Raw genomic sequence first — 12908 nt, 5'->3', positions numbered from 1 at the left:
CCACTACCTTCGCCTTGAGCATGCCGGTTACTGTCCACGTAAAAAGAGTTTATCTAGCGCATGCATATCCATTAGCGTCCAGGTGGGGCGACCATGGTTACACTGATCACTGCGCTCGGTGCGCTCCATATCGCGCAGCAAGGCGTTCATTTCATCGAGGGTGAGACGCCGGTTGGCGCGCACGCTGCCGTGGCACGCCATAGTGGAAAGCAGCGTATGAATACGCGCTTCGACTTGCTGGGAGCGGCCAAATTGCGCCAGCTCATCCAGCATCCCGCGCACCAGCGGTTCGGGGTCAGCCTGGGCCAGCAGCGCTGGCAACTGCCGTACCAGCAGGGTTTCGGGGCCGGCGATATCAAGCTCCACGCCCAGTTTGGCGATGGCATCACACTCAGCCTCCACCGTGGCCACTTCCGCGCGGCTGGCCGCGAGCGACACTGGCACTAAAAGCGGCTGTGTATCGATGCCGTTTTGCGCCCACTGCTGCTTCATACGCTCATAGACGATGCGCTCGTGGGCGGCGTGCATATCCACCAACACGAGCCCCTCGCTATTCTGCGCCAGAATATACACGCCGTGCAGCTGAGCCAACGCATAGCCCAACGGCGGCGGTGCCGTCGGGTCTTGCGCTGGCATGAAGGGGGATATCGCGGCCTCGCGCACGGCGTTGCCGGAACCGGTATCGACAGAGGTTTGTGGGGTCAGGAGCGTCTCTTCGTGATCGGGATGAAGCGCCTGATAGCCCTGCATGAAGCGGCGCACTCGCGCGGCCCCAGGGTGCCCCTCGGACGCGGGAGCAAGCGCGATACCCTGCTGCTCCCAGCGGTGGCGCTCAGCGCTGGGCGCCGACGAGGCCTCGCTTGCCTCGCGTGGCTTTTCGTCGCTGGCGGGAAAGGCTGCTGCTTCTATGGCTGCGCCCTCGGCAGCCGGCTGCGTATGCGCCAGACCGTGGTGCAAACTGGAATACAAAAAATCATGCACCATGCGCCCGTCGCGAAAGCGCACTTCATGCTTGGTGGGGTGCACGTTGACGTCCACCACGTCGGGGTCCAAGTCCAAATAAAGGACAAACACCGGATGGCGCCCGTTATAAAGCACATCGCGGTAGGCCTGGCGCACCGCGTGCGCCACTAAACGGTCCCGCACCACGCGTCCATTCACAAAAAAGTACTGCTGATCCGCTTGCGCGCGCGAGTGTGTGGGCAAGCCCACCCAACCGGAAAGGCGCAGCGCACCCGCTTCGCGCTCGATATAGCGCGCGTGCTCGATAAAATTTTTGCCCAAAAGTGATGCAATACGCCGTTCGCGGGCAGCGGGCGAATCCCCCGGGGGTAGCTGATGCACGGTTTTCTGATTGTGCCGCAGCACCCAGGCAATGTCGTAGCGCGAGAGCGCTTGGCGGCGAAACGCCTCCTCCACGTGGGCAAACTCGGTCTTTTCGGTGCGCAGAAACTTGCGCCTTGCCGGGGTGTTGAAAAAGAGATCGCGAACGCTCACGCTGGTTCCGCGCGGATGCGGTGCGGGCGTCACGCGCGCTTCCATACCGCGACCTTCCGCCACCACGCGCCAGCCATCGCGCGGATCATTTGAGGCGTTGGAGATCAACTCCAAACGCGATACCGAACTGATCGATGCCAGCGCCTCACCGCGAAAGCCCAATGAGCTGACGCCCTCCAAATCCTCCAGGCTTTCGATTTTACTCGTCGCATGGCGGGCAAGCGCCAAGGGAAGATCCGCCTCGCCGATTCCCACGCCGTCATCGCGCACTTTGATCAATCGGGCGCCGCCCTGCTCGACATCCACCTCAATACGTCGGCTTCCCGCGTCAATAGCGTTTTCGAGCAGCTCCTTGGTGACCGACGCGGGGCGCTCCACCACTTCCCCGGCGGCAATCTGGTTGGCCAGGCGTGGGTCGAGAACATGAATACGGGATGCATGCTTAGCGGTTACTTCTGACACAGGTACCTCAACTCGGTTAACCCCCAAAGCATCACCTACGAGTTAGGAATGCGTAACACTTGACCCACACGAATCACATCGCCATTAAGGTCGTTAGCCTGCTTGAGATGGCTCACCGGCACGCCGTGCTGCACCGCGATCGCTGAAAGCGTGTCGCCCGACCGGATTCGGTATTCGTCACCCAACGGACCGCGCTGATTATCGCGCTGCCACGCAAGCAGGCTGGTCGGGGGTGGATAGCGCTCAAAATGCCCTTTCACGCCATTGAAAAGCGCCGTGGCGATATGCTCTTGGTGACTTGCGCTTTTCAAACGCCGCTCTTCATCGGGGTTGGAAATAAACCCAGTTTCCACCAGCAGTGAAGGGATATCGGGAGACTTCAATACCATAAAACCCGCTTGCTCAACGCGGGATTTGTGCAACCGGTTAACCCGCCCAAGCTGATCAAGCACTTGCCCGCCGATCGACAGCGAGTCATTAAGCGTGGCGGTCATGGTCAAATCCAGCAGCACCCCACGCAGCACTTGGTCTTTATCGCGTAGCGAAAGGTTGCCATCGACTCCCCCGATCAAATCGGCGCGATTTTCACTATTGGCCAGCCACTGTGCCGTTTCGGAGGAAGCCCCGCGTTGCGACAGCGCGTAGACGGAACTCCCCTGGGGGCGAGGGCTCGCAAAGGCATCGGCGTGAATGGAGACAAAAAAGTCGGCTTTTTGCTCGCGGGCAAGTTCGGTGCGCTGACGCAAGCCAATATAGTAGTCCCCATCGCGGATCAACACGGCCTTGAAGCCCGCCGCCGCGTTGACCTTCTTAGCCAAGCGCCGGCTAATCTCAAGCACAACGTCTTTTTCGCGGGTGCCGCTAGGCCCAATCGCGCCGGGGTCTTCTCCACCGTGGCCGGCGTCGATGGCGATAATAATGTCGCGCTTGGGGTGCGGCTGCGCCTTTGTCGCCGCCACGTCTTCGGGCGGCGCGGGCTCACGGCCATCCACACCGTCAATACTCCGTTGCACGCTGGCACGCTGCGCGGCGATTTCCTGTTCGCGTATCATCGACTCAATGGGGTCGATCGGGTTTTCGATGGCGTTTTCGCCGGGGTACTCCAGGTCCACCACCAAGCGGTGGCCGTACTGGTCGTTGGGTGGCAAGGTAAAGTGGCGTGGCTCTATTTCGCGGTTTAAGTCCAGCACCACGCGTAAGTCGTCGCCATTGCGCTTACCGGTTCTCACCGCGGCAATCGCACTGCCTTCAAGAGGGAGCGTACGAGGGTCTGTTCCCATCTGGCTAGCGTCGATATCGATCACCAACCGGGAGGGCGAGTCGAGCGTGAAGACGTTGGCGTCTACGGCGCCGGAAAGGTCAAACACCAGCCGCGCGTGATCAGGCGCCGCCCAGAGGCGCATTCCTTCAACGTTCGCCGCGTTCGCGCTAACGCTGACGGTGCTAACAGCGCAAAGCACCAAGAGGGCCAGCGCTTTTCGCCATACTCGGCTTGTACTACCTGCACGTCGCCTTGTCATAACGGCTCGCTATGGTGTGTCACCCGCTGTTGCCAGGCATTTTCCAACGCGCTCAGCCACTGCTGCCCGCGCGGCGTTTCGGCGCTTAGCCTAGCCATGCGGCCGGCATCAGCCACGGCCAAGTGAAGGCGCAAATCCGCCTCGGGGAGCCAGCCCTCGCCGCGGCTTGGCCACTCCACCAGGCATAACGCGTCGTCATCAAGCACATCGCGCCCGCCGATAAACTCTAGCTCCTCGGGGTCGCCAAGGCGGTATAAATCCAAATGGTAAAGCCGCTGATCGTTAAGTTCGTAAGGCTCGATCAGGGTATACGTTGGGCTTTTTACCGCCCCTTGATAGCCGTACGCACGCAATACCCCTCGGGCCAGCGTGGTTTTTCCCGCGCCCAAGTCCCCTTCCAGGTACACACGACCGCGCCCTTTCAGCACGCGGCCAAGCATTTCCCCAAAGGCAATATGAGCACTTTCATTAGGCAGCGACACCTGCATGGGAGCAGACCTCACGGATTGATTAATGAGCGTGCATAGGATGCCAGATCACTGGCAAGCAAGCCACGCTCGCCGCACTCAGCAGCACCTGCATCAGCGGCCAGTGCATGTAACAGCGTCGCAAGCCATGCGCTCTGCTCGCTCTCACGACGCTGAGCAATGAGCGCCCCCAGCATGCCGCTTAAGGCATCGCCCATACCGCCGCTGGCCATTCCCGGGTTGCCGTAAGGGCAGACCAAAAGCCCGCTTGGGCCGGCGATCAGCGTACCAGCGCCTTTTAACACCACCGTACCGCCACGTTGGCGTTGCAGCGCACGCGCCGCAGCGGGGCGATCCGCTTGAACCTCGGCCGGGCTAATCCCCAGCAACCGCGCCGCCTCGCCCGGGTGCGGAGTTAACACCCAGTCATCGCGACGGGTATCGGGCCAGTGGCTGACCAACAGATTAAGTCCATCGGCATCGATAACAAGCGGTTTATCGCTATCCAGAGCGCTTTGCAGCATCGCCTGCCCCCAGCTCCCTTGACCCAGGCCTGGCCCTACCACGATGACATCGCTTTGGCTTGGCAACTCACCAAGCTCTGCTGTCCCGCGCACCCCGTGGGCCATCACCTCCGGACAGCGTACAAGGCTTGCCACCACATGCTCGGGCGCCGTGGCCAAGCTCACTTTACCCGCGCCAAGCCGCGCGGCCGTCTGCGAGGCCAAAAGTGCCGCCCCACCAAGCCCCGGGCCCCCTCCCAGCACCAGCACATGGCCCATATCCCCTTTATGCGCGGTCCGCTTGCGCGGCGTGAATACTTCCGTCAGCAGGCTTTCACTCAGGCGCCACGCCGTTGGCGGGATATCAAAGTAGGCTTGCGATTTCACACCCAACGGGCGGAAGTCGATCTCGCCAATATACGCGGGTGCATCGCCGGTATGTAGACCGACTTTATCGCCAATAAAAGTCACCGTGCATGACGCCCGAATCGCCACCCCAAGCACCGCGCCCGTATCCGCGGCAAGCCCCGAGGGAATATCAATGGCAAGCGTTGGTCTACCCAAGGCATTCACCACCTCGATCACTTGACGAAAGCGCCCGGCGACTTCTCCGTTCAGCCCGGTACCCAAAAGCGCATCGACCATGACCTCACCGGTTAGCTCCAGCTCTTCCTGCCACGGCTCGTCACCCACGCCCGCGGCGGTGGCAAGCTGAGCCGCTTTTAGGGCATCGCCTTTGAGTTCGTCGATCGGCTTGAGCGTAACGCGCTGCACCTTTAGCCCCGACTGCGCGGCCAATGCGGCAAACACATGGCCATCGCCGCCGTTGTTGCCACCGCCGCATAGCACGCTCACCGTGCGGGCTTGGGGCCAGCGAGCGCGAAAACTGTGCCAGGCGCTCGACGCCGCGCGCTGCATCAACGCGAAGCCATCGATGCCGCTGGCGATCGTGCGGCGGTCCAGCTCACCTACCTGCTCGGCCGTGTAGAGCGGCCTAAGCGTTGAAGATCTTAACAAGCTCACGGAATCTCCTTTCGCATGCTGTCACGTTAGCGTTAGCATAACGTGCTCACGTTGATGGCTGTAGCGCTTATTATGCCCAAACTCCCCGCGTCTCACTCTAAGACTCCTGACGCTGATACCCCTCAATCTGCGTCTGACACCCTTTCCATCGAAACGCTTGAGAGCCTGCGCGACGACATCAAGCGCTGGGGCTTGGAGCTGGGCTTTCAGCAGGTCGGCATCACCGATACCGAGCTGGCCACGCACGAAGACCATCTTAATCACTGGCTCGATCACGGCTATCAGGGCGAGATGGGTTTTATGGCCAAGCACGGCACCAAGCGTACCCGTCCTGCTGAGCTAGAGCCCGGCACACAGCGCGTGATCAGCGTGCGTATGGACTATCTTCCGGCTGACATCGAAAACGTCAAGCAGCTCGAGACACCTGAAGGCGCGTATATATCACGCTATGCGCTAGGGCGCGATTATCACAAGTTAATGCGCAAGCGCTTAGCGCAGCTGGCACGAAACATCGAGCAAAAAGCGGGGGCTTTCGGCTACCGCGCGTTTGTCGATTCGGCGCCGGTCATGGAGCGCGCCTTGGCACAAAAAGCCGGGCTCGGCTGGTTCGGCAAAAACGCCATGCTGCTCAACCCCAAAGCCGGGTCGCTGTTTTTTCTGGGTGAGCTTTATACCGACCTGCCGCTACCGGTGGACCCACCGTTTGCGAATGAACACTGCGGTAGCTGCGATGCGTGTCAGCGCGCCTGCCCCACCGGGGCCATCGTTGCCGACAAAGTCATCGATTCACGCAAGTGCATTTCGTATCTTACTATTGAGCTGCACGGAGCGATTCCGGTCGAATATCGCCGCGCCATGGGGAATCGTATCTACGGCTGCGACGACTGCCAGCTTTTTTGCCCTTTTACCCGCTTCGCGCCTGCCACTCAAGAAGCGGATTTTTATCCCCGTCACGACTTTGACCGCGCGGAACTGTTGAGCCTGTTCGCCTGGAGCGAAGAGGCCTTTCTCGACAACACCGCCGGCAGCGCGATTCGCCGCATTGGCTATGCCCGCTGGCTGCGTAATATCGCCGTGGCTTTGGGTAATGCGCCCTGGAGCGAAAAAGTCGAAGCCGCCCTGCTCGCTAGGCGCGCCTATCCCGATGCCTTAGTACGCGAGCACGTCGCCTGGGCGCTGGCCGAGCAGCGCCAAAAACGCCTCGCTCGTATCGCGACAGCCTAGCCCTTCGCTTTCCCGCTTACTCCTCCTCGTCGGCAGAAGCGTTATCCAGGCGTAAGAAGGTATTACGGTAGTGCGCCAGCTCATCAATGGACTCTTTAATGTCATCCATCGCCAGATGCACGTTACGCTTTTTAAAGCCCGCCTTGGCGCCGGGGTTCCAGCGCGTGGCCAGCTCTTTAAGCGTCGATACATCTAGGTTGCGATAGTGGAAAAACGCCAGCAACTCCGGCATCTCGCGCTCTAAAAAGCGCCGGTCTTGATGCACGCTGTTGCCGCACATCGGCGAGGAGTTCGGCACGGCATATTGGCGCAGAAACGCAAGCGTTTGGCGCTCGGCGGTTGCGGTATCCACATCGCTCTCTTTCACGCGCGCCGTGAGCCCCGAGGCGCCGTGGGTTTTGGTGCACCACTCATCCATGCTGTCGAGTAGGCTATCCGGCTGCTTCACCGCGATCACCGGCCCTTCCGCCACGACGTTCAGATCGGCATCGGTAATGAGTGTCGCGACTTCGATAATGCGCTCTTTCTCCGGGTCAAGGCCGGTCATTTCCAAATCGATCCAGACCAGTAAGTCTTTGCGTGGCGTGCCCGTTTCACTCATGCTCAACTCCCCTTTACGCGCGGTAGCGGCGATTTAGCCCCACCGTCAAAACAAAAATCCGTACAATACGCGCTATTGTACCTATGAATACCCGTTTGAATACGTGTTCCTCGACACGCATCAACAAGCGGCAGCGATAATCAGGTGGCCATGAGCAAACGTAAACTGAGCCGGCAGCAGCGCTGGCGGGTCGAGAAGATTCAAGCCGAGCGGGAGAAACGCGCCCAAAAGCGCGGCGCTGACGAGGCAGAGAAACTCGCCGCGGGAGAGTACGGTGACGAGCAGCGTGGCCGCGTAGTGGCCCACTTTGGTCGCACCCTTGAAGTGCAGGATACCCACCGCACCCCAGTACGCTGCCATCTACGCGCCAACCTTGAGGGCCTGGTGACTGGCGATAGGGTGATTTGGCGCGCCGGCCAAGAGGGCACGGGTGTCGTGGTCGCACGCAGCGAGCGTGACAGCGTGCTGACGCGCCCCGACGCCCGCGGGCAGCTCAAACCGGTGGCCGCCAATATCGACCAGATTCTCGTGGTCTTCGCCGCCGAGCCTGCCCCCCACGCCAACCTCATCGACCGTTACCTTGTCGCCGCCGAAGCCACGGGCATTGCCCCGGTGCTAGTGCTCAACAAAGTCGATCTGCTACCGAAAGACGGCGGCGAACTGAGCGAGCTGTTAGCGCGCTACCAAGCATTAGGCTACCCTGTGGTGCGCACCACCACGGCTTCAGAAGCGGGCCTGGAAGCCCTGCGCGAACAGCTTACCGGACGAACGTCTGCCTTTGTCGGCCAAAGCGGCGTGGGGAAGTCATCGCTGATAGACCGCTTACTGCCGGAAGAGACGCTACGCATCGGCGCGCTCTCGGAGGAGTCGCGCAAAGGGACACACACCACCACCACCGCGCGCCTTTACATCATGTATCGCCTTGACGCCAAAGGCGAGCGCGTGCCCACCGGCGAACTCATCGACTCCCCGGGTATCCGCGAATTTGGGCTGACGCACCTCGACGAAGCGACGGTGACCGACGGCTTTGTCGAATTTCGTCCCTTTCTTGGCCACTGCCGTTTTCGCGACTGCCGTCATATCAACGAACCCGGCTGCGCTTTACTCGACGCCGTAGAGGAAGGCAAGATTCATCCACACCGTTTTGCCAGCTACCGGCGCATTCTTGCCAGTTTGGATACCGATCGCTAAAAGGAGCCCGTCATGACCGCCCCCTCTTCCTCCGCCCAGCACAGCTCAGAAGCCAACCTTTTACCGCTGATTGTCGAGCCCGAGCAGCTATTTGAGCACCTTGATCAGCCCGAGCTTTTAATCATCGACGTGCCGGTTAACGCCGATAGCTACGCTGAAGGCCATGTGCCGGGGGCGATTTTTCTCGATTTTCGCCATCTGATGCGCGGTGCCGGCCCGGTGCCAAGCGACGTACCCGAGGTGGAGACACTCTCAAGGTTATTTAGCGCCCTTGGCCTCACCCGCGATACCCACGTCGTGGCCTACGACGACGAGGGCGGTGGCTGGGCAGCGCGGCTTTTGTGGACACTGGAGCTGATGGGCCATACCCGCTACTCCTACTTAAACGGCGGCATTCATGCTTGGCGCGGCGCGAGCCTGCCCGAGAGCACCGAGCCCAGCGCACCGACACCCAGCGAATACCACGCCGAGATTCTCAACCCCCAGGTGCGTATTACCTGCGACGAAATCAAAGAGCGGCTTAACGACCCACAGTTCGCTGTTTGGGACGCGCGCTCAAGCGCCGAATACAGCGGCCAAATGGGCAATAACAAGCATTTAGGCCATATTCCTGGCGCGGTCAACATGGATTGGCTCGATGCCATGGATCGACAGCGCGATCTGCGCATCCGCGACTATGCGGAGCTCATTACCGAGCTTGAGGCGATGGGCTTAACGCCGGAGATGGAGATTGCCACCCACTGCCAAAGCCACCACCGCAGCAGCTTTACCTGGTTGGTTGGCAAAGCGTTAGGCTTTAACATGCGCGGCTATGCCGGTTCCTGGGGCGAGTGGGGCAACCGCGACGACACCCCGATCGAGACGTAATTTCTTCCTTAAAGTGATCAAACGACCGTGACCGTTTCCCAAAAAGCTTTTGCACTGCTGCAATACCCACTGCCCCACCACGGCCTTTCGCGCCTGGTGGGCATGTTCGCCGAGTGCCGTATACCGTGGTTGAAGAACGCGCTGATCAAAGCCTTTATCCAGCGCTTCAAGGTGGACATGAGCGAAGCGCTCGAGCCCGACCCTACCGCCTACGCCACGTTCAATGACTTTTTTACCCGAGCGCTGAAAGCCGACGCACGCCCCATCGACGAAGGCATCGCGAATCCCGCCGACGGCACGCTATCGCAATACGGCGAACTGCGTGCCGGGCAACTGGTTCAGGCCAAAGGCCACACCTTCTCGGCCCAAACGCTGCTCGGCGGCGATGCCGAACTCGCCGAGGAATTTCTTGGCGGCAGCTTTGCCACCGTTTACCTCTCACCCAGCAATTACCATCGTGTTCACATGCCGATAACCGGCACTCTTCGCGAGATGATTTACGTGCCGGGGAGGATTTTTTCGGTCAACGAAGCAACCGCCAAAAACGTGCCCAACCTCTTCGCGCGCAATGAGCGCTTGGTGTGTATCTTCGACACGGAGCGTGGCCCCTTTGCCATGGTGCTGGTGGGCGCGATGATTGTCGCCGCGATCGAAACCGTGTGGGCCGGGCAGATCACTCCCCTTGCCGGTACGCCTCAGCGTACGCGGTTTGATCAGCCGATCACGCTGGAAAAAGGCGTTGAAATGGGACGCTTCAAGCTCGGTTCGACCGTGGTGATGACCTTTGCCGAGCCCGTCGATTTTGCCGACCTCACTCTCGGAAGCAAGGTGTACATGGGGCGCTCGCTTGGCCGTTTCCCGGAGCAGGCTAGCAGTTAGGCGTAGCGAAACTCAGCACCTCGGAAAGCTGGCGTTTACCCAACGCCAGCTGAATCACCCGATCAATGCCTAGCGCCACGCCGGCGCCATCGGGCATGCCATGCTCAAGGGCGGCAAGCAAGTGGGTGTCTACATCCACTTGGGGCAACCCCAGGGCGACACGTGCGGCATTATCTGCCTCAAAGCGTTGGCGCTGTTCATTGGCGTCGGTGAGTTCATCGTAACCGTTGGCGAGTTCCACGCCCTGGAAATAAAGCTCGAAGCGCGAGGCGACCCAGTCGCCGTCAGGGTCTTGATGACGGCGAGCGAGGGCCGCCTGGCTTGCCGGGTACTCCACCACGGCACTGAGTTCACCTTGACCCAGCGTCGGCTCGATAACTGCCCCCATCAGTAGGTCAAGGCACACATCGCGCGGCTCGTTTGCAAGCGCCTGAGCCGGCATTTCGGCGTTTTGGGCAGCCAGCGTCCGTAGCGCCTCAACCGGCGCGGTAAAGGGGTCCACGTCTAAACACGCGTGAAATAGCGCGCGGTAGCGGTAGCGCCTAATCGGCATTGCATGCGGTATCAGCCGCTGAATGAGCGCCGTGGTTTCCTCCAGCAGCTGATCCAGCGAAAAACCCGGGCGATACCACTCAAGCATGGTGAACTCGATATTGTGGCGCCGGCCCACTTCGCCATCGCGAAAGCTCTTCGCTAGCTGAAAAATCGGCCCGCTGCCGGCAGCCAACAGCCGCTTCATGTGGAACTCCGGCGACGTCTGCAGCCACAGCCGCTGTTCACCGCGATCGGTTTGCGCTTGGGTCGCAAGCGACGCCAGGTGCGTATCCGTGCTGCCGCCCTGCCCTAGCACCGGCGTCTCCACCTCCAGCACATCGCGGGCCGCGAAAAAGGCGCGCACTTCGGCCAGCAGCCGCGCCCGTTCGCGCAAGGTGCCGATATCGGCGGTGGGTTGCCAGTCATCCATCAGGCGCGGCTAACGTACTCGCCGCTGCGGGTATCGATTTTCAAGACTTCGCCCTGATTAATAAAAAGCGGTACGCGTACCACCGCACCGGAGGAGAGCGTGGCCGGCTTGGAGCCCCCTTGTGCCGTATCACCTTTTAGACCCGGATCGGTTTCCACCACTTCCAGCTCGATAAAGTTCGGCGGCGCTACGTGAATGGCGTTATCATTCCACAGCGTCACGGTGTAGGGAGCCTGCTCTTTGAGCCATTTTTCCGTCTCGCCTAGCGCTTTCTTTTCCACCGCGTACTGCTCAAAGGAGCCATCGGTTTTCATGAAGTGCCACATTTCGCCATCGTTGTAGAGATACTCCATCTCCAGCTCCATGACATCGGCGCCCTCCAGCGACTCGCCGGACTTGAACGTACGCTCCCAGACACGCCCGGTCATCAAGTTGCGCAGCTTCACGCGGTTAAACGCTTGCCCCTTGCCGGGCTTGACGTAGTCGTTCTCCAGAATGGCGCACGGGTCGCCATCTAGCATCACTTTTAAACCGCCCTTGAATTCGTTGGTAGAATAGTTCGCCATACTGTCTCTCGATTATCCGTTCAAAATGTCGAAAAGTGTGCCGCATGATAACCCGAAGGAGGACGTTTTTGCAGGATAAGATCATTTTCGCCGACGCATCGTCAGGCGCGGCGACTCAGCAGGCCTCCTGGCAGCGGCAGCTCTCAAACGCCATTCGCGACCCTGCCGAGCTCTGCTCCCGGCTCGACTTACCCGCGACATGGCTGCCGGGCGCCAGCGCCGGGCACGCGCTGTTTACTATCTGCGTGCCGGAAGCCTTTTTACACCGCATCACGCCCGGCGACCCCCATGATCCGCTACTACGGCAGGTTCTCCCCCTAAACGAAGAGACCCTGACGCCGCCTGGCTTCGTCGCCGATCCGCTGGCCGAGGCCGATCATCAGCCAGCCAAAGGAGTCATTCATAAATACGCGGGACGGGTGCTGCTGATCGCCAGCCCCAACTGCGCGGTGAATTGTCGCTACTGCTTTCGCCGCCACTTCCCCTACGATGAACACCGCCCTTCACGCGCACAGTGGCAGGAAGCGCTTGACTACCTGCGCGCCGACACCTCCCTTCAGGAAGTCATACTCTCGGGCGGCGACCCCCTCGCCGCCAATGACCGTCAACTGGCGTGGCTGGTCGGCGAACTGGAAAAAATCCCGCACCTTAAGCGGCTGCGCATTCACACTCGATTGCCGGTGGTAATTCCCGGCCGTATCGATACCGCACTGCTTGAGTGGCTGGGCGACACGCGGCTGCAGAAAGTGATGGTGCTGCATATCAACCACGCCAACGAAATCGACGCCTCGGTGGAACAAGCCTGTGCGCGGCTAAAAAACGCCGGCGTGACCCTGCTGAATCAAAGCGTGCTGCTAGAAGGCATCAACGACAGCGTTGATGCCTTGGCGACACTTTCCGAGCGAATGTTCGAGGCCGGCGTGCTGCCCTACTACCTGCACGTGCTCGACCCAGTACAAGGCGCTGCGCACTTTGATGTCTGCGACGCAAAAGCCCGCGAACTGATCGCGGGCTTGCGTGAGAGATTGCCGGGTTTTCTGCTACCCCGCTTGGTGCGTGAAATTCCCGGCGAGGCAAGTAAAACGCCGCTTTAACACAGAAGAACACATATCAAAATCGGCAATTTGCGCAGACATGACAAGCA

General features: G+C 60.4%; 12 protein-coding genes. 5 read left to right on the top strand and 7 right to left on the bottom strand.

Going from position 1 to position 12908, the window contains the following annotated elements:
- Positions 1–27: 27 nt before the first annotated feature.
- The 4 genes from mutL to BQ9846_RS02760 are packed head-to-tail and all read right to left on the bottom strand — an operon-like array spanning position 28 to position 5472.
- Positions 28–1959, bottom strand: coding sequence for a DNA mismatch repair endonuclease MutL (mutL, locus tag BQ9846_RS02775; RefSeq protein ID WP_075879087.1), 1932 nt, complete (start codon positions 1957–1959; stop codon positions 28–30).
- 35 nt (positions 1960–1994) lie between these two features.
- Positions 1995–3479 carry an N-acetylmuramoyl-L-alanine amidase gene (locus BQ9846_RS02770; RefSeq protein WP_083651449.1) on the bottom strand — a complete coding sequence of 495 codons (1485 nt, stop codon included), beginning with the start codon at positions 3477–3479 and terminating at the stop codon, positions 1995–1997.
- On the bottom strand, positions 3476–3967 hold the full coding sequence (tsaE, locus tag BQ9846_RS02765) for a tRNA (adenosine(37)-N6)-threonylcarbamoyltransferase complex ATPase subunit type 1 TsaE (protein WP_075879086.1): 492 nt from the start codon (positions 3965–3967) through the stop codon (positions 3476–3478). Before tsaE ends, BQ9846_RS02770 begins: the two co-directional genes overlap by 4 nt.
- Positions 3968–3978: 11 nt before the next feature.
- Complete coding sequence (locus BQ9846_RS02760; RefSeq protein WP_075879085.1) at positions 3979–5472, bottom strand: bifunctional ADP-dependent NAD(P)H-hydrate dehydratase/NAD(P)H-hydrate epimerase; 1494 nt, start codon at positions 5470–5472, stop codon at positions 3979–3981.
- Between the two features lie 54 nt (positions 5473–5526).
- Here BQ9846_RS02760 and queG point away from each other — a divergent pair, with 54 nt between their 5' ends.
- Entirely contained in the window at positions 5527–6696 is a 1170-nt protein-coding gene (queG, locus tag BQ9846_RS02755) for a tRNA epoxyqueuosine(34) reductase QueG (protein WP_235818889.1), read from the top strand.
- Between the two features lie 16 nt (positions 6697–6712).
- On the opposite strand, the gene orn is transcribed toward queG, so the two are convergent.
- The gene (orn, locus tag BQ9846_RS02750) at positions 6713–7297 is read right to left on the bottom strand and encodes an oligoribonuclease (protein WP_075879084.1); all 585 of its coding nucleotides are present in this window, start codon (positions 7295–7297) and stop codon (positions 6713–6715) included.
- A gap of 150 nt (positions 7298–7447) precedes the next feature.
- Here orn and rsgA point away from each other — a divergent pair, with 150 nt between their 5' ends.
- Genes rsgA through asd form a run of 3 tightly spaced genes read left to right on the top strand, consistent with a single transcriptional unit; the run spans position 7448 to position 10234 of the window.
- A complete protein-coding gene (gene rsgA, locus BQ9846_RS02745; protein ID WP_075879083.1) occupies positions 7448–8488 on the top strand; it encodes a small ribosomal subunit biogenesis GTPase RsgA in 1041 nt (346 codons plus the stop codon).
- 12 nt (positions 8489–8500) lie between these two features.
- Positions 8501–9355, top strand: coding sequence for a sulfurtransferase (locus BQ9846_RS02740; RefSeq protein WP_075879082.1), 855 nt, complete (start codon positions 8501–8503; stop codon positions 9353–9355).
- Between the two features lie 27 nt (positions 9356–9382).
- Positions 9383–10234 (top strand): archaetidylserine decarboxylase, encoded by an 852-nt coding sequence (gene asd / locus BQ9846_RS02735; protein WP_075879081.1) that lies wholly within the window; start codon positions 9383–9385, stop codon positions 10232–10234.
- Here asd and epmA read toward each other — a convergent pair.
- Together epmA and efp are read right to left on the bottom strand one after the other, a co-directional pair.
- Positions 10224–11201 (bottom strand): EF-P lysine aminoacylase EpmA, encoded by a 978-nt coding sequence (gene epmA / locus BQ9846_RS02730; protein ID WP_144049364.1) that lies wholly within the window; start codon positions 11199–11201, stop codon positions 10224–10226. The two genes, asd and epmA, sit on opposite strands and share 11 nt — an antisense overlap.
- Entirely contained in the window at positions 11198–11764 is a 567-nt protein-coding gene (efp, locus tag BQ9846_RS02725) for an elongation factor P (RefSeq protein WP_075879079.1), read from the bottom strand. The genes epmA and efp overlap by 4 nt, the downstream gene beginning before the upstream one ends.
- A 68-nt stretch (positions 11765–11832) precedes the next feature.
- On the opposite strand from efp, the gene epmB reads away from it, so the two are divergent.
- Complete coding sequence (gene epmB / locus BQ9846_RS02720) at positions 11833–12858, top strand: EF-P beta-lysylation protein EpmB (RefSeq protein ID WP_075879078.1); 1026 nt, start codon at positions 11833–11835, stop codon at positions 12856–12858.
- The last annotated feature ends 50 nt before the right edge of the window (positions 12859–12908 follow it).

It is taken from the genome of Vreelandella massiliensis (assembly GCF_900155385.1).
In the GTDB taxonomy this organism is placed as follows: Bacteria; Pseudomonadota; Gammaproteobacteria; order Pseudomonadales; family Halomonadaceae; genus Vreelandella; species Vreelandella massiliensis.
Note: the sequence above shows the minus strand (reverse complement) of the source record. Positions and strands in the feature narration are given on the sequence as shown.